We start from the raw sequence: 20,052 nt of genomic DNA, 5'->3' as shown, positions 1-20,052 counted from the left end.
AATGAGCACGGGCCCGGACGCCCGGTGTCCGCGCACGGCGAAACCCGTCGCCGTGCCCTCAGCCCTGGGTCGTGCCGTCGTCGTACTGCGGGGTGAAAACGGCGGTGCCGTCGGAGTCGAATGTCACGAATCCGAAGTACTCGAAGGAGAACGGATCCGTCGACGCCGTACCGGTCGAGCCGTCCGCGGGGCTCGTCACCGTGCCGGAGGCCTCGATGGTCCCCTCGTCGCTCGACACCATCCATCCGCCGTGCGCCCATCCGGTGTCGACGGAGACGAAGGGGCGGTGGTCCAGCTTCCACTGGACGCCGCTCACCGTGTAGCCGTCGTCGGTCGTGTCGTCCACGACGAACGGGCATCCGGCCGGATCGGGAACGGTGGTCGCGAGGCACGCATCCAGCCACGCGTCGACCGCAGCGCGGGCGGCCGTGTCGCCGTCGGACGACAGCTGAGCCGGGAACCGGATCGTCTTCGTGCGGTCGGACGGGCTGGATGCCACGTCCGCATCCCAGATCCGGTAGGCGTCGTCGGGCGACGTGAAGCTCATGGGGTAGCTGCCGGGGAGAGCGCGGAGCGAGACGATCGTGCGCAGCGCCTGCTTCTCCGGTCGGACGCCGGCGATGGAGTAGGTCATGCCGTCCGGCGCCTGAACCTCGAACGAGACCGTGTCCGGTGCCACCTTCGCCATGCGCCAGAGCGGGACACCCGGCAGTCCGCCGGTCCGTTCGAACGCGAACGTACGGCGCTGCTCCTGGTCGCCCTGCGTAAGAACAGCCTCGACCGTGGTGCGGCCGGACCGGGTCACCGGGCGGCCGACGGTGAAGGAGGTGATGCGATGCGTGGCCTTGGCGTAGGCCGTGTCGGTCAGCAGGATGTCACCGGCCGAGCGGTGGATACCGGCGATGCGCATCGCCTGCTCCGCCTTCCCGTGCTCCAGCGCCGTCAGGTACCGCGTGACCAGGGTGCGCGGAAGGTCCTGCGCCATGCCGACGGTGGCGACCGACATCACGGCGCCTGCCGCGGTGGCGAGCACCACGACCGCGGCGCCCAGCCACAGCGCCGTTCGTGTCGACTTCCCCACGATCAGCCCTGCGACCCGTCGCCGCGCGCCGGCGTGAAGACCGCCCCGTCACCGGTGAAGGTCACCGTGCCCGAGTACGCGAACGGGATGTCGCCGGTCGAGACCTGCCCGGTGGCGCCGTCGGCGAGCCTGGTCACCTTCGCCGTCGCCGTGACCGAGCCGCCGGAGCCGCGGACGTCCCAGCCTCCGTCGTGCCAGTCGCCGTACATGTCGACCTCGGGGCGCGTCACCAGGGCCCAGCGGAGATCGCTCAGCCGGACGCCGTTCGCGGTCTCGTCCTTCACCAGGAACGGGCAGTTCGCCGGAGCGGCGTCCTGGGTGGCGAGGCAGGCGTCCAGCCAGTCCTCGACGGCCTTTTTCGCATCCGCATAGCCCGTCTCCGAGAGCTCGGCGGCGAACATCGTCGGAGTGACGACGCTGCCGACCGGGTGCGAGATGGCGACACCGCTCTTCGCGGAGTAGTCGGCGCTCGACGAGCTCACCTTCACCGGGTAGCTGCCGGGGAGGGCACGCAGCTTCGCAAAACCGTCATCGCTCGACGGCTTGATGCCGGCGATGGTGAAGCTCAGGCCGCTGGGCCCGGGGGTCTCGATCTCGACGGTGTCCGGCGTGACGGGCGCCAGCTTCCACAGCGGAAGGAACGGCAGGCCGCCGGCGCGGACGACGCGGAAGGAGCGGTGGTACGGACGATCGCCCTGCTCGACCGTCGCATCCACCGTCGTCACTCCCTTGTGGGTGACCGGGGCGCCGAGCGTGAACGAGGAGATGCGGTCGGTCGCGGTGGCGTAGGCCTTCTGGGACAACAGGATGTCGCCGGAGCGCGGCGTGATCCCGCCCAGCTCCATCGCCTGGCGGGCGTGGCCGTGGACGAGGGCGTCGAGGTAGCGCGCGACCACGGTGCGCGGCATGCTCTGCGCCGCCCCGACGGTGGTGACGGAGAAGAAGGCGCCGGCGGCCGTGCACAGCACAGCGGCGGCGGCGAGGACCCACCAGAACCAGCGGACGCGGACGATGCGCTTCGCGGGCGCGGCTTCGGACTCGGTGCTCACGTGGACTCCCCCCTACCGGCCGGAAACCCATCGGCCGACAGTCAGCTTAGGGGCGGGACGCAGAAGAGCGCGGGCACCCGTTCGGGGTACCCGCGCTCCGCTGTCGTGTGGGTTCGGCTCAGCCGCCGATGCCCTTGGCGAGCTCGCTGTCGACGTTCTGCAGAGCGTCGGCCGCCTTGGTGAGGAACTGCGACATCCCGTCGAGTCCGTTCACCGCCTCGGTGGTGCCCTTGGTGAACTGCTCGTACGAGGTGTGGAAGGCGCCGGACGCCTGGTCGGTGACGAAGCCCCCGTTCACGAGCCCGTTCACCAGGTTCTGCAGCTCGTGGAGCTTCGCGGTGATGTCGTCCTTGCCCGCGATGAGGCGGTTGGCGGCATCGGTCATCTCGCCGTACGTGACGTTCATGTTGGCCATGACGGTCCTTATCCCTTCGGTTCGAAAGAGGCCGTACCCCCGGGGCCGACCAGCTACGTCCACCTAACCAGGCCCGCGGAGAGGACGGAATGGGGAGCACTCCCCATCCACCGGAGTTCACGCTCGCCGGGCCAGCGGGATAGCGTGGCTGCCATGCCGTCGTACAGCCCGATGAAGCCGAACCCGAACTCCGCCGCTGCGCGCGGAGCAGGGTCGCGTCCGGACCGCTCTTGGACGCCGCCGTCGCAGGCGGAACGTGCCCTGCGCCCGCTCGGATACCTGCTGGTCGCCCTGGTGTGGACGGTGCTCGGGGCGGTCACCTTGGCGCTTCCCGCCGCCCTCCCCTTCGGACTCTGGAGCACGAACCCCGACTTCAGCTCCCGCGAGTTCGTCACGGGCGGCGACACCGTGATCACTGTGCTGTTCCTCGTGTTCGCCCTCGTCGTGCTCGTCCCTCTGCTCGGGTATGCATTCGTCGCACTTCCCCTCGGGTCGGTCTCGCTCGCCGTGCTGTCGTGGACGTACGTGGCGCGGAGCCTGCGCCCGTCGTACGCGGGCGAGCGGCTGTCGAGCACGGGATGGTCGCGCAACGTCATCGGGCCGGTGACGGTCGGCAAGACGGCGTTGTCGCTGCTCCCCGTCCGGATGACGCCCTGGACGAAGTTCTGGACCGAGATCATGTTCCTCGGCTGGCGACCGGGACGCGCCGTGCTGATCGCCGGCATCCCGTACGGTCTCGCGTCGTTCCTCGTCGCCGGATGGCTGTTCTGGCCTGTCGGCCCCATCGCGGCAGTGGTCTGGATCGTCGTGACGGCGGCGCTCGTGGTGACCACCATCGTCCTGATCGTCCGCGAGTACCGCCGCCGGGTGAGCGGGCGGAAGGTCAGCGCACGGAAGGTCAGCGGGCCGGCTGCGCGAGAGGCGCGCGGAAGCTGATCGAGTCGATCATCGCGTCGAACAGCTCCAGGTAGAGCTCCGGCGCTGTCGCCATGGGGGCGTTGATGCGCGCGTGGATGAGACGCGAGCCGTCCGGGACGGCGAAGCGGTAGTCGGCCACCAGCTCAGGAGCGGACTGCTCGTCGTACGTCGTCTGCCGGACCTGCGAGCGACGCCGTACCGGCCCGATGGAGAAGTCGAGCGCGTCGTCGTCCGGGAAGCAGCGCTGAAGGTGCGTTGCAGTGTCGTCGTCCGGTCCGGGTGTCGTCGGCCACTCCTCGCGCGACAGGACGATCGAGGCGGGGAACGGCACGCCCGGGAGGATCTCCATCGAGAGCGCGAGGGCGAAAGCCGAGGTCGCATCCGCGAGGGCGACCAGGTGCTCCAGCTCGGTCTTCGCCGTGCGCCGGACGCGCGCCAGCCGGTCTGCGCGACCGACCCGCTCGGTCACCAGCCGTGCGATGCGCCGGGACGCCGCCTCCTCGTCGTGCAGCGGGATCATCACCCACGTGCCCGGGAAGACGATCGTGAGCTCCTCGTCGAGCGAGGTCAGCCGTGCGTCCGTCATGCGAACTCCCCCAGGGTGACACGCAGCGAGTCGGCAATGGCCTGCGTGTCGGTGACCATGTCGTCGAAGCCGCCGATGAATCCCGACCGGAACACCGTGTGGAACGCCTGCGCGGAACCGACCGGGAAGATCGCGAAGACCACTCGCTGCTCCAGGAGCGCGTCGCCCGCGTCGTCGTCGGCGAGGGCTGTCAGGTGCGTGAAGCCGACGAGTTCGCCGACCGCGTGGGCCGTGCGCCAGGAGCGGTAGCCGAGGGTCTCGTAGCCGGGCCGGCGTTCGGCCGCATCCGCGTCGGTCGCGGCGAGGTAGCTCTCCGGGCTGTCGTCGACCTCGAGCTGCAGCAGCTCGAACGTCTGGTAGGCGTTGAGGACGCCTGCTGACGGGATCGGGATGTACACCCGCGCGCGGGTGGCGCCGGTCGGGTCCTCGGCGTGCAGTACCTGCTGGAGGGCGCGGAGTTGCGCGACCAGGCCGGCCGCCTGCTCACCCGCATCCAGGCCGGCCGCCAATCGCTCCGGCCAGTCCCCTCGCGGGTCCTCGCTCAGCAGTTCGACGTCGTACCAGCCCTCCGGGGCCTCGAACGTGAAGTCGACGATGTCGCGCGGGCGCAGCGTCATACCGGGTCAGCCTCCTCAGCCGTTGTGGCTCTTGTAGGTCGGAACATACTTGTCCGCCTGGCCGAGCGCGAACTTCTGCAGGTCGATGCTGGGGATCTTCGGCAGATCGGTGTGGTTGCCGCCGTCGAACTTGTTGGCGATCTCATCCACCTTGCCCGGCGCGTTGACCAGCTCGATGCCCTTGTTGATCAGCGCGGTGCCCTGGTGGTACGCGGCGACGACGGTGAGCGGGTTGACCTCGCGGGCGCCGACGTCATGCGAGACGGCCCGCACGACGTTCTGGTCGATGCCGAGCAGCGTCCGCATCGCCTTGGCCTTGTCGGCGCCGTCGGTCACCAGTGCCTTGTACGCGGCGCGCTGGCCGGCGGCCGACTCGCCGGCGGCCTGCCAGATCTTGACCGGGTTGACGTCGTTGAGCGGCTTCTCGAAGAGCTTCTTCGTCGCCGACTTCATCAAGCGCTTGCCGATCTGCATCTTGAGCATCGCGTTCGGGCTGGTACGCACGCCGCCGACCAGCCGCGGAGCCCGGGCCAGCGCCTTGATGCGCGCGGCCTTTCCGAGGAACGCGAAGATGCGGCCGCCGAACAGGCTCAGCGCGACGCCGACGGCGGCTCCGATGATGTCGAGGAACGTGCCCTCGCCGTTCGCGAACTTCACGACGGCATCGACCAGCTTGATGATGGATGCGACCAGCGCGATCACGACCAGCACCTGGCCGAGGATGGGCACCCAGGAGAGGAAGATCGCCAGGACCCCGGCGATGTCGCCGATGGTCTCGATGACATCCATGACCTTGTCCCAGAAGCCCGGGTTCTTGAGGCCGTTGTTGTGGTGGTCAACCACGTCGACGATCGCGTCGACGGCCTTCTCGGCGGCGCGGTTCTTCTTGTCGCGGGCGTCGTACCAGGCCTGGTGCGCCGCCTGCAGGGCGGCATTCGCGTCGCGGGCGGCGTCGTCGGCCTTGTCGGCCGACTTGCCCGCGGTCGCGGCGTCCTCCGGCTTCGCCTTCTGCGCGTCGGTGTGGGCGGTCGTCGCCGCCTTGTGCGCCGCATCCGCCGCGCTCTGCTTCTGCTCGATCAGCGCGATGGCCTTGTCGGCGTCGTCCTGCGCCTCGCGCAGCTGGGCGGCGTACGTGATCAGCGCGTTCGCCGTCTTCGAGTAGCGGTCCTTGGCCTTGTTGATGTCTTCGGCGGTGTCCTTGGACATCTCCTGCAGCTTCGACACGGCCTGCGACTTGTAGCCGTCGAGGTCGTGGATCTTGTTGAGCTCCTTCACGGAGCGCTGGATCGCCTCGCCGATCGACTGGTAGTGCCGGGCCTTCGCCTCCAGGACATCGGGGTCGCCGGTCAGCGGCTGGAACTCCTTGTCGCTCACTTGTGGTCCGCACCCTTCTTCTCGTCCAGCGCCTTGGCGAGGTCGCCGTCCACCTTCACGAAGTTGTCCGCCACCGCGGCGATGACCTGCTGCACGTTCTTCACGTTCTCGGTCATCTCCTTGCGCTTCTCGTTCCACTTGTGGGCGAAGTCGCGGACGTGGCTGTGCAGGTCGTCGTGCCCGGTCGCCTCGGCGACGGAGTCGCTGAAGTCGTCGGCGTTGTGGAACTCGCGCACGACGGCGTCGAGGTCGTCGCGCAGCTGCACCAGTTCGTCCAGCTTGAGTACGAGATCGGACACTGTTCCTCCCCTTCCGGTGGCGACCGCCGGAGTCCTCCGGTCATCCTGCCTTCAGCAACGTACCGGTGGACCAGCGGGGAAGCGATGGGGAGCGGTCCCCATCCACGTGCGGGCGAGGAGATGGGTATGGTGCTGAAGTGCGACTGAAACTGACTCTCGCCCGCCCGTCCGGCAGCAGCGATGACATCGTCGTCACCGCCGACGCCGCCGCCAGCATCGCCGAGGTCGCCTCGACCGTGGCGCGGATCGACCCGCGGCGCACCGGACCGGTCGCCGCGCCGGGCGCGCTGACGCTCCGCGCCCAGCTTCCCGGACAGGCCGATCCCCTCGTCCTGCCGCCGGACGCCCCGGTCGGGGAGGCCTGGATCGGCAGCGGTGCGACGGTCGCGCTGGCCGACGCCGGCCTCCACTACGTCTCCCCCGAACTCGGCGACGTGCCGGTCGTCGCGACGCTCCGGGTGCTCAGCGGTCCGCAGGAGGGCACGGAGTTCCCGCTGCGCGCCGGCTCGACGGTGCTCGGTCGCGACGAGTCGTGCGACATCGTGCTGCAGGATCCCCTCGTCTCGAAGCGCCATGTGCGATTCGAGGCGGGCGACGGCGTCGAGGTCGTCGACCTGGGGTCGGCGAACGGTGTCGTCGTCGACGGCGGGCTGGTGACCCGGTTCACCGTGCGGCGGTCGGAGACGCTGCTGCTCGGCGACACCGAGGTGGAACTCGAGGTGAAGTCGGGCTCAGAGTTGCCGGCGGCTCCGCCCACCGCGGGCCCGGTGTTCTTCAACCGGTCGCCGCGCGTCGAGCGGCGGTACTCCGGTCAGGTGTTCCAAGCGCCCGAGGTGCCCGGGGAGAAGGACGACCCGCCCTTCCCTCTGCTCGCCATGATCACGCCGCTGCTGCTCGGCGGTGCGATGTTTTTCCTCACCAAGAACCCGACCAGCCTGCTCTTCGTGCTGCTGTCGCCGGTGATGCTCGTCGGCAACTACATCAGCGGCCGCACCCGCGGCAAGCGGAAGCTCAAGAAGCAGATCGCGCTGTTCGAGCAGCGGCTCGAAGCGCTCTCCAGCAAGCTGGAGCAGGAGCGCACGACGGAAGTCGAGCTGCGTCAAGCGGAGACGCCGACAACGGCGGACGCTCTGGCCGAGGCGGTCCGCCGCGGCCCGCTGCTCTGGACGCGGCGGCCGGAGCACTGGTCGTTCCTCAACCTGCAGCTGGGCCGCGGCACCATGCGCTCGCGCAACACCGTGCAGGCCGTCGACCGCGGCGAGCTGATCGTCGAGTTCCAGGAGCGACTGGACGCGGTCATCGCCGACAACGCCATGGTCGAGGACGTCCCCGTGCTCGACAATCTCTACGAGTCCGGGGCGCTCGGGATCGCCGGCCCGGCGGACCTCATCGCGGGGTCGGTCAACTCGGTGCTCGTGCAGCTCACCGCGCTGCACTCCCCCTCCGAGCTGGCGGTCGCCGCCCTCGTCTCCCCGCGCTGGTCGCGCGAGCTCGGCTGGCTGAAGTGGATGCCGCACACGTCCTCCCCGCACAGCCCGCTGGCCGGAGGTCACCTCGCCGACAGCGCGTCCTCGGCCGCCGGCGTGCTGAGCTCGCTCGAGGGCCTCGTCGAGGAGCGCCTCGCGGCCGCGAAGGCCGGCCCGCAGCGGCGTGGTGCCATGGAGCAGGAGAGCGCCGCCCTCGAGCGCGGCGCGGAGGTCGGACGGTCGCAGACCAGCAACGGGACGCCGTCGCCCGTTCCCGCCGTGATCGTCGTCATCTCCGACGACGTCGCCGTCGACCGCGCCCGTCTCGTTCAGCTCGCCGAGGCGGCCGCCGACGCGGGCGTGTTCCCGGTCTGGATCTCGGACGACGTCGACCGGCTCCCGGCCGTCTGCCGCACCTTCCTGCAGCACACCGATCAGCCGCACCGCGCCCGCGCCGGTTTCGTCCGCATCGGCGAGACCGTGGAAGACGTCGTCACCGAGCCGGTCAGCGCCGCGACCGCGCTCGACTACGCCAAGCGGATGGCGCCCGTCATCGACGCCGGAGCGCTCGTCGCCGACGCCAGCGACCTGCCGCGCTCCGTGTCGCTGGTGACCCTGCTCGGACACGAGTTGGCCGAGTCGTCGAGTGCGGTGGTGGACCGCTGGCGGCAGAACGCGTCCATTCACGACCGCACCGCCGGCGCGAAGCCCACGCGACGCCGTCCCGGAACGCTGCGCGCGACCATCGGTTCCGCGGGCGTCGACGCCATGCACCTCGACCTGCGGACCCAGGGACCGCACGCGCTCGTCGGCGGCACCACCGGCGCCGGGAAGAGCGAGTTCCTGCAGGCGTGGGTGCTGGGGATGGCGGCCGAGTACAGCCCCGACCGGGTCACCTTCCTCTTCGTCGACTACAAGGGCGGGTCCGCCTTCGCCGACTGCGTCAGCCTCCCGCACTGCGTGGGCCTCGTCACCGACCTGAGCCCGCACCTGGTGCGCCGGGCCCTCACCAGCCTTCGCGCCGAGCTGCACTACCGCGAGCACCTGCTCAACCGGAAGAAGGCGAAGGACCTGCTGGAGCTGGAGAAGCGCGGCGACCCTGACAGCCCGCCCGCGCTCGTACTCGTCATCGACGAGTTCGCCGCGCTGGTCGGCGAGGTGCCCGAGTTCGTCGACGGCGTCGTCGACATCGCCCAGCGCGGACGCTCACTCGGCATCCACCTCATCATGGCGACGCAGCGGCCGGCGGGTGTCATCAAGGACAACCTGCGCGCCAACACCAACCTCCGCATCGCTCTGCGCATGGCCGACGAGTCGGACAGCCAGGACGTCGTGGGCGTCGCCGACGCCGCACACTTCGACCCGGGTATCCCCGGCCGCGGCATGGCGAAGACCGGACCCGGGCGTCTCGTGCGGTTCCAGTCGGCCTACGCCGGCGGCTGGACCACTCGCGAGCCCGAGCGGGCGGGCGTCGAGGTCGCCGAGCTCCGCTTCGGCGGCGAGGTGCGCTGGGAGGAGGAGCGGCCCGCCGAGGAGCCGGAGCGCGACCTCGGCCCCACCGACCAGCAGCGGATGGTCGCCGCGATCGTGCGCGCGCAGTCTGCTGCCCACATCCCGGCTCCCCGCCGTCCGTGGCTCGACGAGCTCGCCGCCGCGTACGACCTCGGGCTGCTGCGGCAGCGCACCGACGCGGAACTCCTGCTCGGTGTGGCCGACATCCCCGACCGCCAGGAGCAGCGACCCGTCTACTTCCAGCCCGATGTCGACGGCAACCTCGCTGTGTACGGCACCGGCGGCTCCGGCAAGTCGACCGTGCTGCGCACCCTCGCCTCCGCCGCCGCGATCACCCCGCGCGGCGGCCCCGTGCACGTCTACGGCCTCGATTTCGGCGCGGGCAGCCTGCGGATGCTGGAGAAGCTCCCGCACGTCGGCTCGATCATCCCCGGCGATGACCCGGAGCGCATCATCCGGCTGTTCCGGATGCTGAAGGAGACGCTCGAGGACCGCGGCCCGCGCTTCGCCGAGGCGAACGCGTCCAACATCACCGAGTACCGGTCGCTGACCGGCCGCCAGGAGGAGCCGCGCATCCTGCTTCTCGTCGACGGCTTCCCCAGCTTCCGCGAGGACTTCGAGATCCCCGCCGGGCGGTCGCAGTGGTACGACGTGTTCCGCGACCTTCTGGCCGACGGCCGGCGCCTCGGGATGCACGTGGCGCTGACCGGAGACCGCGCCGGCGCCGTCCCCACCGCGATCGGCTCGCTGGTACAGCGCCGCGTCGTGCTGCGGCTGGCGGACGACGGGTACGGGATGCTCGACGTGCCCAGCGACATCCTCTCGCCCGCCTCCCCTCCCGGTCGTGCGATCGTCGACGGGTACGAGACGCAGATCGCCGTGCTCGGCGGTTCGCGTGCCGTCGCGGACCAGTCGGAGGCCGTCCGCCGTCTCGCGGAGGCCATGGAGCGTGCCGGCATCCCGGAGGCGCCTGTGGTCGGCTCGATGCCGAAGGAGCTGGACCCCGCGTCCCTCCCGGACAGCGTCGGCGGACAGCCCGTGCTCGGCATCGGCGACATCGACCTCGGCCCGCTCGGCTTCGAGCCCTCGGGGACGCTGCTCGTCGCCGGTCCGCCGGCCAGCGGTCGCACGACGGCGTTTGCCGCAGTCGCGGACGCGGTGGCGCGCTTCGATGCCGAGACGCGCCTGTACTACGTGGGCAGCGCCCGGTCTCCCCTCTCCGGTTCGGGCCTGTGGACGGACCGCGCGCTCACGCCCGCAGACGCCGCCGAGCTCGCGAAGGACCTCGCCGTCGCCATCGCCGACCCCGACACGGAGGGGCGCATCGCGGTGTTCGTCGAGAGCATCGGCGACTTCCTGCAGACGCCCGCCGACTCCCCCATCGTCGAGCTGATCCGCGCCATCCGGCGCAGCGATCACCTGCTCGTCGCGGAGGCGGAGTCGAGCGCGTGGGGCACGTCGTGGCCGCTGCTCGGGGAGGTGAAGAACGGTCGGCGCGGGTTGCTGCTGCAGCCGGACTCGGTCGAGGGCGACATCCTGCTGAAGACGCCGCTGCCGCGCCTGAACCGGTCCGAATTCCCTCCGGGACGCGGAGTGTTCATCCAGAAGGGCGGCTTCACCCGGGTGCAGGTGCCGCTGGTGGATGCGTCCCTCCCGGCCCGCGTCCGCGCCTGATCCGGTCGGGCGGGCCTACTCCTCGTCGTCGCCCTCCCACGGCCAGCGCGGACGCCCGCGCTGCCGGAAGCGCCCGACGAGCACCAGTTGGTAGAGCAGCGTCACCGCGAACGACAGGACCGCGATCGTGATGGCGGGCCAGCGCAGAAGCTGGGCGAACGCGAACAGGAAGTAGTGGAACGGGTCGTTCGGGTCGCCGGCCGCTCCTGCGATTCCGCCCGCGGCGATGAACACGGCATAGCAGGCGACTGCGACGCCGAATGCGACGCCGGGTGACACTCGCTGGCGTTCGGCCGGCACACGCGTCCCGAGCACGATGAGGAACACCAGCAGCATGACCGCCGACGCCACCACCATGACGGGGCCGACCAGCGGCCCGACGTCCGGGTCGGCGACGACGTCGCTGTCGGTCGCGAGGGAGACCAGGCCGAACGCGGCGACGACCAGAGCGAGGTACAGCCCCGTCGCGAAGAAGGCGACGACGGTTGCGTAGACGCGCTCGTCACGCATGGTCGGTTGCGAGTCCTCCCGGTCAGTACCCCTGCTGCGTGTACGCGGCGACAGCCTGGTTCTGGGCGTCGGCGACCTGCTGCTCGTAGTCGGCCTGCGCCTCGGCGTTGCGCGCCTTCAGCTTGCGGCCGCGGGCGGCGAGCCACGCTCCCGTCCAGATCGACACCTCGCGGGCGATCACGCCGGCGAGGACGGCGAGCGGGCTCACCCAGGCGCTGCGCATGAGGATGGCGAACTCCTCGGAGTTGCGCAGCCAGTACTGCGCGTCGATCAGGCCGGCGCCGATGTAGACGAAGTACACGAACACTGCGACGAACAGCCCGCCCAGGATGTAAGCCCACCAGCGCGCCCGGTTCAGGATCTGGATGAGCACGACCATCCCGATGAAGAATGCCACGACGGGCGCCCAGCCACGGATCCCGAACGCGCGACCGCCGGTGAAGAACTCGAGGAGCGCCGGGCCGAACTCGTTGCTCGGCGTCAGCAGCGACCCGACGATGAGCACGGCGCCCGCCCACAGCACGGCGAACGCGACCGTGCCGACGAGGGCGATGAGGATGCCGACGCCGCGGTTGCTCTTCTTCTTGGGCGGCTCAGGGCGCGTGAGGTAGATCGGGGCGACCGGCTGCGGGGCGGGGGCGGCGGCGGCCGCGGCGGCCGTGGCATGGCCGGGCGGGGTGCCGTAGGCGGCGGTCGCGGTGCCGGCCGTTCCGGCCGTGTCGCCCTGGCGCACGTTTGCGGCTTCAGCGGCGACGATGACCGGGGTCGCCGATTCGGCGGGCGATGCGGTGTCGACGGTGGCGTCGCCGGCGGCGGTGGCACCCGGCTGAGCGCTCGATCGGGCGATGGCGGCAGCGACGTCGTCATCGCTTGCGACGACGGGCTCCGGCTCGGCGATCGCGGCCGGGCGCTGCGGTTCGGCGGCGGGCACGGCGGCCTCCTGCTGGTCGGAGGACTCCTCGGCCGGGTGGTTCAGGTGACCGCGTGCCGGCACGGGGTTCGACGGCGGCTCGACGACCTGCGCCCCCGTGTCCGTGGCCGGCTCAGCAGCGGCGGAAGCCGCTGGGGCGGTAGCCGGGGCGGCCTGGTCGGCGTCCGGCGTTGGCTCGTAGGTCGCGCGCTTGGGCGCGGACTCCGGCGTGTCGGTCATCCTTGGCTCCTCTGTCGGCCCGGCGGGCCCCTCGTCGCCAACTGTAGCAACGGCGTGGGCGGAGTCCAGGGAGGCGTACCGCGTCCGCTCAGGTGTCCTTGCCGCTCATTTCGACGCCTGCGAGGTCGATCCGGACGTCGCCGCCGACCCGGTGGGGGGTGCGGACGCCGCAGGCGTGACGGCGTAGATGTACCCGCCGATCGTCGCGTCGACGGTCCCCTCGGGGACCCCTTCGTCGGTCGACGGCGACGACGAGAGGGTCGTCACGAGGAACAATCGCTCTCCGGCCTGCGCCCCGGCCAGGAACTCCAGCACCTGGGCCAACGAGCCGCGCACCCCGACCTGCACAGGCGACGCGAAGAAGTTGGTCGACGTGATGAGGGGGTCGGTCGCCGGCGCGGGAGCCGTCGGTGAGGCGGAGGGCGACGGCGCTGGAGCAGGGGTCGCGGTCGAGCCGGGTGCGGTGGTGGGCTGCGCCGGCGGAACCGGCGGCTTGTACGTCACGGCGTCGGAGAAGGTCAGCGAGCGGATCGTCACCCCGGTGGCCGCTGCTATCCGGTTCAGTTCGGTGACGAACCCGGACGACTCCGTACCGCTCGGCACGGAAGCCGAGAGCGCGGCCAGCTGAGCCGTGAGCTCGGGGAGCTTCTCGTGCTCGGCCTTGAGCTTCGCGAGAACGGCCTCGTAGCGGGCGTTCGTCTGCTCCACCTCGGCTCGCTGGACCGCCGCCGTCGCCGTCGCCGCCAACTGCGGCTGGACGCCGACGATCCAGCCCAGGACGAGGACGACCACCGTGATCAGCACGGAACCGATCACCCACAGTCTGTTCGAGTGCATCATTTCTTCCCCTCACCCGTGAAGCGCTTGGAGTAGGCGTCCTGGTCGATGTGCATCGTGATGTTCACGGTGTATTCGCCGGACTGCTCGTCGAGCGTCACCGATCCGGGCACCGCATCCACAAAGCCGGGCAGCGACCTCAGCGCGTCCAGCCAGGACGGGACCTGCGGAAGCTGAGGGCTGTGCGCCGAGATCGTCAGGGTCGCCACGCGTGCTCCCTGCAACGGTGCGGTCGCCTGGGCATACGCGACCAAGGGCGAGGCGGAGTCGATGGTGATGGTCTGCAGCGACACGGTCGCCGGCAACGTCTGCTGAACCTTCACGAGGTAGTCACGCCAGTCGATCTCCGTCGAGGCGCCGACCTTCTGAGCAGCCTCCACCGTCTTGATCTCGTCCTGGACCTTGCGCACTTCGACGTACTTGCCCTGCTGTGCGAGGAGCTCCGTCGTGGCGTTCTGAGCCGCCCGCAGCCGACTGCTCGCGGAGGCCGCCAGGAGACCGGAACCGCCCACTCCGGCGATGGTCAGCACGAGAACCGCCGCAACGCCGAGACCGAGCGCGCGCCGGGTGGCCGAGCTGCGGCGCAGCGCCCGGATCTCGTCCGGCAGGAGGTCCACGCGGGGCTCGCCGCCGACAACGAGCTGTTCCGCGTTGGCCTTCATGACGCCGTCCCCAAGGCAAGACCGAGCGCCACGCTGAGCCCTGCCCGATGGCGGCGCAGGTCATCGGCATCCAGGCGCCGCGACAGCCCGAGGGACGCGAGCGGGTCACCCATCGCGACCGGGAGGCGCGTCATCTCCGACAGGGCGTCGGGCAGCCCGAGCAGGGACGCTCCGCCGCCGGTGAGGATGATGCCGTCGACCGCATCCGGCTGCCGGGTGTTCACGAAGTACGTGATCGTGTTGCGAAGGCTGGTGAGCAACTCGCTGGTCACCCGGTAGATGATCTCCACCGCGCGCTGCTCCTCGACGCTCGAGACGGATGACGCGAGTCCCAGGCCCACCTTGATCCGTTCGGCGGTTGCCTCGTCGAGGTCGAGTTCCGTCCGCAGCGCACGGGTCAGATCCGCTCCGCCTGTGGGGATGATGCGAACGAACTGCGGGACGCCGTCCGTCGCGATGAGCACGCAGGTCGTGTCGGCACCGATCTCGATCAGTGCCCTGGTCCCCCCGACCTGCTGCCGCCCGATCATGACCCGGCTGAGGGCGAACGGATTCAGATCCACATTCAGAGCATTGAGCCCGGCCAGCCTCGCTGCCTTCACATTGGCCAGCACCGCATCCTTGATCGCGGCGATCAACAGCCCGTTGACCACGGGACCCGACTCGGTGACCGCTTCCGAGACGGGATAGAAATCGAGGAGCGCCTCGGATGCGGGAACGGGAAGCATGTCCTGCACGGTGAACGGAAGGGACTCCCGGATGCGGCGCAGCGACATGCGCGGAACGGTGAGATCTCGGGCGAGGACACGCTGGTTTCCCATTCCGAGGACGACGTTCCTGCTGCTGAAGCCGTGCTGCTTCCACAGAGCCTTCAGGGTGCCGGCGAACGTGTTCGGCTCGAGCACTTCGCCGCGGCTGGCGGCACCCTCCGGGAGCGGCACTTCCCCGTAGCGGAGCAGCGTCGGCCGGCCCTTCGCCGCGTAGCGCAGTTCCGCGGCACGCACTGTGGTCCTGCCGATGTCGACACCGACGATCGTGGATGCCATCAACTCTCCTTCACTCAGGCCGGCGCGACCAGCGCCAGATACGACTGCCACACCGCCGGGCCGGCGAGGATGCCCACCCACGCCCCGGCGAACATCCACGGGCCGAAAGCGATGCCGGACCGTCGGCCGCCGCGGACGAGCATCAGCACGACACCGAAGAGCCCGCCGAGCACGAACGCGCCGAACGCTCCCACCACCAGCGGGCCCACCCCGAGGAACCCCAGGTAGAGTCCGAGGACGCCGGCGAGTTTCACGTCGCCGAAGCCCATCCCCCGCGGGGAGATCAGCGCGACGATCAGATAGAAGACGAACAGGCTCGTCATGCCGATCCCCGCCGACCCCAGCGGCGCCAGGTCGCCGGAGACCAGGCTGCTCGCTCCGAGCAGGACGGCCCCGACGAGCGCGGAAGGGAGCACGATCACGTTCGGCAGGCGATGAGTATCGAGATCGATCGCCGAGAGGACGACCGCGATCGCCGCAAGGTAGAGGAACGCGGCGAGCTGGAACGCGCCGGCTACGGCGTGTCGTGCGTCGGGTGCTTCCACCACTCCCGGCAGGAACCGGAGTGCCGCGACGGCGAAAAGACCGCCGGTGACCGCCTCGACGAGGGGGTAACGCCATGAGATCGGTTCGGCGCAATCGCGACACCGTCCGCGGAGCAGCACCCAGGAGACCAGCGGGATGTTGTCCCACGGCCGGATCGCTGCGCCGCATCCCGGGCAGGAGCTGCCGGGCGAGACGACGCTCATGCCCGCGGGGACGCGGTACGCGACCACGTTGAGGAAGGATCCGATCAACAGGCCGAACGCGGCCACCCCACCCAAGAGGAGAATGGCCCAGACGGTAACGGTTGCGGCGGCCATCACTGAGCCGTTCCATCCCAGGCGAATGCGGTCTTGACCTCGACCAGCACACTCACCCCGTAGCTTGTCGACACCGGCGAGAGGAACTTCGGCGGCGCGACGTAGCGGAAGCGCGGATCGTAGACGTAATTCTTGGTGTAACCGTTGCTGCCCCGCGTGACGATGCCGCGGAACTTCTGGGCGATCGCCCCCATCACCGTCAGCGTTCCGCGGCCGCCCCCACGGTCGTAGTTCTGCACCTGGAAGGTGTGCGCGACAGACAGGATCGCGGCCTGGATGGTGCGGCCGCTTCCCGTCAGCAGCGGCACATTGTTGACATCCATCGGGTTGTAGACGAAGACGGCGTTGTTGCCGACGAGTCCGAGGATGTCGGAGTTCGCGTCGACGTACTTGACGTCGCCGGTGACGTAGACGTAGTTCTCGGCATACGCCGTCTCTGCTCCCTTCAGCGTGCCCTTGACGAACAGATCGCCGACCCTCGGCTGGTACGAGGTCGAGCTCGGCGCGACCTCGTTCGTGATCGGATAGCCGAGACCGTTGCCGTTCGACTGTCCACCCGCTCCTTTGCAGGCGAGTGTTCCGCTCACGAGCTGGCAGGACAGGGTGGACGGGAAGGCGTTCGACGGCCAGTAGTTGGGGTCGCTGGACGTGCTGGGCACGTTCTGCACGTAGGTCAGGTTCTGCGGGATCACCGGTATGGTCGCTCCCGCTGCCGACCCCAGCTGGCCGGTGGCGCTTCCGACCGGTCCGCACGCGGACGGAGTCTGAGCCGCTCCGCTCGGAGGCGAGCCGGAGACCCGGGTGGATTTCGTCCATGGCGACCGGATCGTCATGGTGCCGTCGCTGTTGTAGACGATCGAGGTGGGACCCGTGTAGAGGCAGCCCGGCCGAGGAACATCGATCGGGAGGTCGCTGCGCACCTCGTTCTTCATCGCGGCATTCGTCGGCGGCATCCCGACGACGGGCGAATACGTCGGTGCGGTCGGATCGTCGAACTTCTGCCCGGTGCAGGTGTTTCCGTTGGAGTCCTTTGCGATGTACCGCTTGCCGGAGGTGGGGTTGTAGGCCGTCGTCACCGACTGCGTGAACTCGGCGTCGCAGACCCGGATCGCGTCGTTGGAATGGACCGGGCCGTTGACCACATCACCATTGCCGAAGGCGATCTCCGAGCAGCCGGAGCCTCGACCGGCCCAGTAGTACTTGACGCAGGTCTGCGGATCCCCGCTGAGGTCGGGGTCCTGGATCTCATAGTCCGTGAAGTACAGGAAGTCGATGAACCCCTGCTGCTTGAGGTTCACGACGATGCTGCGGGTCGTCGTCCCCACTTTGCCCGTCGATCGCACCCGGAGCACGCCGGTCGACGCGTATTTGGAGTTGTCGACCTCGTACCGGAAGTATGCGTCCGTGCTGCCGGAGACCTGTGCCCATCCTTGAGTCTTGCCCACTCCGAAGGCCGGATTGTCCTGTGCCCCGGTGGGCAACGAGACGGAGCTGCCCGCGCTGAAAGCCGACGCCGGGTTGCCGTACTGCTGATAGGTGTTGTCGTTGGCCAAACGGCTCTCGTACTCCTCGACGCCGGCGTACGCGGCCGCCATCGCCGCATTCCAATCCTGATCGCTGCGGGCCTTGCGAACGCTGCTCGCCGAGTAGCTGAGGGCAGTCGCGACGAGCACCATGAGGATGGCGGTGATGCCGATGACCATGACCAACGCGACGCCGCTGTCGTCGGCTCGCAACCCGGCGGACCGCACTCTCCTCCTCGGCACGGTCATCATCCCAGCGTCCTCGCCAGACCGAGATTGGGGATGCCGACGACGTTCTGCACGGTGACCTGCTGCGACACATCGGTCGCGCTGCTCCGCACAGTGAGGGAGACGGATACGGCGGCGATGGATCGGAGGGTGGTGGCGTCGGTGATCCCGGCGGGCCCTGTGGGGATCGGAATGGTCGAGTTGTCCGTCTTCACGAAGGAGAACAGCTGCGTTCCTCCCGCTGCCACCGTCGGCACCACGTACGACGCGATGGTGCGCGTCGATGCCGGTGCGGTGGTCGCCGCCGGGAACAGCCAGTAGCCCGCCGAGTTCTGCGTGGCCGGCCATCGCTTCTCGATGAGCGAGCCGTTCGAGACGGAGAGCTCGATCATGACGGGAAGCTCGGAGGAGCCGCTGAGGTTGATGTAGGCGTACAAGCGCACCTTGTCCGCCATCGCCACCTCGAACGCCGGGTTGTTGAGGGGCTGGTTCTGCACGGGGTTGTCGGTGCCCGCGCGGATGACGCGCGAGATCTCGTTCATCGCGTTCGAGGCCTGCATGTTGTTGCCATGCACGTCCCGGCCGATCGACATGGCCTGCATCGAGCTCGTGTACAGCGCCGAGAGCACCGTTGCGAAGATCCCGAGCAGACCGATCGCGACGATCAGCTCGGCCAGCGTGATTCCTCGTTCGTCACGCCGGAGGTCGCGCAGCCGGCGCACCATCACCGCGGTCATGAGGCCACCCTCGGGTCGAAGGTGACTGCGTTCGAACTCTCTTTGACGATCGTGGTCCCGGTCGACGGTGTCATACCGCTGTTGCCGATCTGGTTCGTGGTCGCGGTCGAGCTGCCGCCCTGATAGAGCTTCCATGTGCCCCACGGCAGGGCGAGTGTGACCGATTGGCTGCTGCCGGTGACCTTGCTGCCGAAGGTGTAGTTCATGGTGACCGGACAGCCCGGATTTCCGCTCGCCGTGGCCGCGGACTGCGAGACGGCGTTGATGTAGGCGCCGTTCGCCTTGTTGAGGACGACGGTGATCACGCCCATGGTCACCTGTGCCGGCACGGGCGCCGCCTGCCCGGGCTGCGCGGTGACCGGGATGGGACGGTGTCCGGAATACGTCGTCGATCCCACGAGCTTGTCCGGCCATGCCTCCGGGTCGAGGGCGGGGCAGATCTGCGACGACGTGATCGAGTCGACGTACTTGCCGGCCAGCACGGTGTATCCGTCGCCGTACGGGTGCAGGGACACGGCCGATGCCGTATACGGTCTGATGTAGTTGCCGAAGGTGCTCAGGTAGGACAGGTCGAGATTGGTCGGAACCAGGATTCCCGGTGTCGGCGCTGCGTTCACGGCGAGGGTGCTGGAGTAGAGACCGGCGTTGTCGAACTGGAAGGCTGCGGAGGCGGACGTGCCCTGGGCGACGCCGACGGTCTTCGTGGCGGAGCCGAGGGTCTTGTTGTCGTCTGCGATGTAGCCGGGTTTGGTGACGGTCACGTCGTAGGTGCCCGGAGTCACTTTGAGGATGTAGCTGCACCCCTGCACGTCCGTGTTCGCCGGTGTGACGGTCAAGGCGGCAGCGGTGTTGCCGGTCACGCCGGGGGTCGGGACGGCGTTCACGGCGATGCCCGACCTGTCGGTGCCGTCCGGTCCGAAGACGTGCACCAGGATCGTGCCCTTGGTCGGATCGTTGATGCGACTGTTGGGTGCGAGGAGCGTGTCGGCCACGGCCGGGACGGCGGTGTTGCGCATCCCGTCCCACGTGACGGTGACTTTGACGCGCTTGTACTGGAGCGTGCTCCCGGCGGAGTTCGAGCCGCAGTCGCCGTCGCCCCCGCTGAACGGCTCCCAGTTGGTGGTCCGCGAGATGTGGAACGTGACCCCGCCGACCACCACATTCGTCGCGGTCGGAGTGTCGTTGACGGCGAAGACGTCGGTGACGGAGCGTACGAGGTCGATCTGGGACGCTGCGAGGTTGAGTGCCGTCTCGCGGTCGCGCGAGTCCCGGACGTTGACCAGGCTGGCCGTCACGCCGGCCGCGATGCCGACCGAGACGATGCCGAAGATCGTCATGGCAACGAGGATCTCGATGAGGGTGAGGCCGGAATCGTCACGACCGAGGAGCGAGAGCCTGCGGCGGAGTCGATGGATACTCACTGCGGTTCTCACCTCCCTCAGGGGCGGGTCGGTTGAATGGCGGGGAAAGCGGTCGGGGGCGGAGGTGCGACGCGTGCACCCTCC

At 69.5% G+C, this 20,052-nt stretch carries 18 protein-coding genes; 2 read left to right on the top strand and 16 right to left on the bottom strand.

Annotation, left to right across the window (positions count from 1 at the left end):
• Positions 1 to 58 precede the first annotated feature (58 nt).
• The 3 genes from ACF1AJ_RS18295 to ACF1AJ_RS18285 all read right to left on the bottom strand — a co-directional run bounded on the left by ACF1AJ_RS18295 (position 59) and on the right by ACF1AJ_RS18285 (position 2,545).
• The gene (locus ACF1AJ_RS18295; protein WP_391508645.1) at positions 59 to 1,081 is read right to left on the bottom strand and encodes a hypothetical protein; all 1,023 of its coding nucleotides are present in this window, start codon (positions 1,079 to 1,081) and stop codon (positions 59 to 61) included.
• Positions 1,082 to 1,083: 2 nt separating this feature from the next.
• Positions 1,084 to 2,130 (bottom strand): hypothetical protein, encoded by a 1,047-nt coding sequence (locus ACF1AJ_RS18290; protein ID WP_391508644.1) that lies wholly within the window; start codon positions 2,128 to 2,130, stop codon positions 1,084 to 1,086.
• Between the two features lie 118 nt (positions 2,131 to 2,248).
• The gene (locus tag ACF1AJ_RS18285) at positions 2,249 to 2,545 is read right to left on the bottom strand and encodes a WXG100 family type VII secretion target (protein WP_018191976.1); all 297 of its coding nucleotides are present in this window, start codon (positions 2,543 to 2,545) and stop codon (positions 2,249 to 2,251) included.
• A gap of 153 nt (positions 2,546 to 2,698) precedes the next feature.
• On the opposite strand from ACF1AJ_RS18285, the gene ACF1AJ_RS18280 reads away from it, so the two are divergent.
• Entirely contained in the window at positions 2,699 to 3,481 is a 783-nt protein-coding gene (locus ACF1AJ_RS18280) for a hypothetical protein (RefSeq protein ID WP_391508643.1), read from the top strand.
• Here ACF1AJ_RS18280 and ACF1AJ_RS18275 read toward each other — a convergent pair.
• The 4 genes from ACF1AJ_RS18275 to ACF1AJ_RS18260 are packed head-to-tail and all read right to left on the bottom strand — an operon-like array spanning position 3,444 to position 6,339.
• Complete coding sequence (locus ACF1AJ_RS18275) at positions 3,444 to 4,049, bottom strand: hypothetical protein (protein WP_391508642.1); 606 nt, start codon at positions 4,047 to 4,049, stop codon at positions 3,444 to 3,446. The two genes, ACF1AJ_RS18280 and ACF1AJ_RS18275, sit on opposite strands and share 38 nt — an antisense overlap.
• Positions 4,046 to 4,666, bottom strand: coding sequence for a hypothetical protein (locus tag ACF1AJ_RS18270; RefSeq protein WP_391508641.1), 621 nt, complete (start codon positions 4,664 to 4,666; stop codon positions 4,046 to 4,048). The genes ACF1AJ_RS18275 and ACF1AJ_RS18270 overlap by 4 nt, the downstream gene beginning before the upstream one ends.
• Before the next feature lie 15 nt (positions 4,667 to 4,681).
• On the bottom strand, positions 4,682 to 6,040 hold the full coding sequence (locus ACF1AJ_RS18265; protein ID WP_391508640.1) for a putative T7SS-secreted protein: 1,359 nt from the start codon (positions 6,038 to 6,040) through the stop codon (positions 4,682 to 4,684).
• Positions 6,037 to 6,339, bottom strand: a complete 303-nt coding sequence (locus ACF1AJ_RS18260) for a hypothetical protein (protein WP_309853458.1) — start codon at positions 6,337 to 6,339, stop codon at positions 6,037 to 6,039. Before ACF1AJ_RS18260 ends, ACF1AJ_RS18265 begins: the two co-directional genes overlap by 4 nt.
• Before the next feature lie 137 nt (positions 6,340 to 6,476).
• On the opposite strand from ACF1AJ_RS18260, the gene ACF1AJ_RS18255 reads away from it, so the two are divergent.
• The gene (locus ACF1AJ_RS18255; RefSeq protein WP_391508638.1) at positions 6,477 to 10,991 is read left to right on the top strand and encodes an FtsK/SpoIIIE domain-containing protein; all 4,515 of its coding nucleotides are present in this window, start codon (positions 6,477 to 6,479) and stop codon (positions 10,989 to 10,991) included.
• 15 nt (positions 10,992 to 11,006) lie between these two features.
• Here the strand turns inward: ACF1AJ_RS18255 and ACF1AJ_RS18250 are convergent, their stop codons facing one another.
• The 9 genes from ACF1AJ_RS18250 to ACF1AJ_RS18210 form a co-directional block, all read right to left on the bottom strand.
• The gene (locus ACF1AJ_RS18250; RefSeq protein ID WP_391508637.1) at positions 11,007 to 11,501 is read right to left on the bottom strand and encodes a DUF6121 family protein; all 495 of its coding nucleotides are present in this window, start codon (positions 11,499 to 11,501) and stop codon (positions 11,007 to 11,009) included.
• Between the two features lie 22 nt (positions 11,502 to 11,523).
• Entirely contained in the window at positions 11,524 to 12,651 is a 1,128-nt protein-coding gene (locus ACF1AJ_RS18245) for a hypothetical protein (RefSeq protein ID WP_391508636.1), read from the bottom strand.
• Positions 12,652 to 12,756: 105 nt separating this feature from the next.
• Positions 12,757 to 13,488, bottom strand: coding sequence for a hypothetical protein (locus ACF1AJ_RS18240; protein ID WP_391508635.1), 732 nt, complete (start codon positions 13,486 to 13,488; stop codon positions 12,757 to 12,759).
• Positions 13,488 to 14,150 (bottom strand): hypothetical protein, encoded by a 663-nt coding sequence (locus ACF1AJ_RS18235; protein WP_391508634.1) that lies wholly within the window; start codon positions 14,148 to 14,150, stop codon positions 13,488 to 13,490. The genes ACF1AJ_RS18240 and ACF1AJ_RS18235 overlap by 1 nt, the downstream gene beginning before the upstream one ends.
• Positions 14,147 to 15,196 carry a type IV pilus assembly protein PilM gene (pilM, locus tag ACF1AJ_RS18230; RefSeq protein WP_391508633.1) on the bottom strand — a complete coding sequence of 350 codons (1,050 nt, stop codon included), beginning with the start codon at positions 15,194 to 15,196 and terminating at the stop codon, positions 14,147 to 14,149. The genes ACF1AJ_RS18235 and pilM overlap by 4 nt, the downstream gene beginning before the upstream one ends.
• A gap of 14 nt (positions 15,197 to 15,210) precedes the next feature.
• Complete coding sequence (locus ACF1AJ_RS18225; RefSeq protein WP_391508632.1) at positions 15,211 to 16,059, bottom strand: prepilin peptidase; 849 nt, start codon at positions 16,057 to 16,059, stop codon at positions 15,211 to 15,213.
• Positions 16,059 to 17,834, bottom strand: a complete 1,776-nt coding sequence (locus tag ACF1AJ_RS18220) for a hypothetical protein (RefSeq protein ID WP_391508631.1) — start codon at positions 17,832 to 17,834, stop codon at positions 16,059 to 16,061. The genes ACF1AJ_RS18225 and ACF1AJ_RS18220 overlap by 1 nt, the downstream gene beginning before the upstream one ends.
• Positions 17,831 to 18,547 (bottom strand): prepilin-type N-terminal cleavage/methylation domain-containing protein, encoded by a 717-nt coding sequence (locus ACF1AJ_RS18215; protein WP_391508630.1) that lies wholly within the window; start codon positions 18,545 to 18,547, stop codon positions 17,831 to 17,833. Before ACF1AJ_RS18215 ends, ACF1AJ_RS18220 begins: the two co-directional genes overlap by 4 nt.
• On the bottom strand, positions 18,544 to 19,968 hold the full coding sequence (locus tag ACF1AJ_RS18210; protein WP_391508629.1) for a prepilin-type N-terminal cleavage/methylation domain-containing protein: 1,425 nt from the start codon (positions 19,966 to 19,968) through the stop codon (positions 18,544 to 18,546). Before ACF1AJ_RS18210 ends, ACF1AJ_RS18215 begins: the two co-directional genes overlap by 4 nt.
• Between the last annotated feature and the right edge of the window lie 84 nt (positions 19,969 to 20,052).

Origin of the sequence: Leifsonia sp. NPDC014704 (assembly GCF_043083605.1) — a bacterium.
GTDB lineage: Bacteria > Actinomycetota > Actinomycetes > Actinomycetales > Microbacteriaceae > Leifsonia.
This window is presented reverse-complemented; position numbering and strand designations above follow the sequence as displayed.

What these genes read in the sequence shown, in the direction of transcription:
- ACF1AJ_RS18285 (WP_018191976.1), bottom strand. Translation starts at nt 2,545, where the DNA reads ATGGCCAACATGAACGTCACGTACGGCGAGATGACCGATGCCGCCAAC.
- ACF1AJ_RS18280 (WP_391508643.1), top strand. Translation starts at nt 2,699, where the DNA reads ATGCCGTCGTACAGCCCGATGAAGCCGAACCCGAACTCCGCCGCTGCG.
- ACF1AJ_RS18275 (WP_391508642.1), bottom strand. Translation starts at nt 4,049, where the DNA reads ATGACGGACGCACGGCTGACCTCGCTCGACGAGGAGCTCACGATCGTC.
- ACF1AJ_RS18270 (WP_391508641.1), bottom strand. Translation starts at nt 4,666, where the DNA reads ATGACGCTGCGCCCGCGCGACATCGTCGACTTCACGTTCGAGGCCCCG.
- ACF1AJ_RS18250 (WP_391508637.1), bottom strand. Translation starts at nt 11,501, where the DNA reads ATGCGTGACGAGCGCGTCTACGCAACCGTCGTCGCCTTCTTCGCGACG.
- ACF1AJ_RS18245 (WP_391508636.1), bottom strand. Translation starts at nt 12,651, where the DNA reads ATGACCGACACGCCGGAGTCCGCGCCCAAGCGCGCGACCTACGAGCCA.
- ACF1AJ_RS18240 (WP_391508635.1), bottom strand. Translation starts at nt 13,488, where the DNA reads ATGCACTCGAACAGACTGTGGGTGATCGGTTCCGTGCTGATCACGGTG.
- ACF1AJ_RS18235 (WP_391508634.1), bottom strand. Translation starts at nt 14,150, where the DNA reads ATGAAGGCCAACGCGGAACAGCTCGTTGTCGGCGGCGAGCCCCGCGTG.
- pilM (WP_391508633.1), bottom strand. Translation starts at nt 15,196, where the DNA reads ATGGCATCCACGATCGTCGGTGTCGACATCGGCAGGACCACAGTGCGT.
- ACF1AJ_RS18225 (WP_391508632.1), bottom strand. Translation starts at nt 16,059, where the DNA reads ATGGCCGCCGCAACCGTTACCGTCTGGGCCATTCTCCTCTTGGGTGGG.
- ACF1AJ_RS18220 (WP_391508631.1), bottom strand. Translation starts at nt 17,834, where the DNA reads ATGATGACCGTGCCGAGGAGGAGAGTGCGGTCCGCCGGGTTGCGAGCC.
- ACF1AJ_RS18215 (WP_391508630.1), bottom strand. Translation starts at nt 18,547, where the DNA reads ATGACCGCGGTGATGGTGCGCCGGCTGCGCGACCTCCGGCGTGACGAA.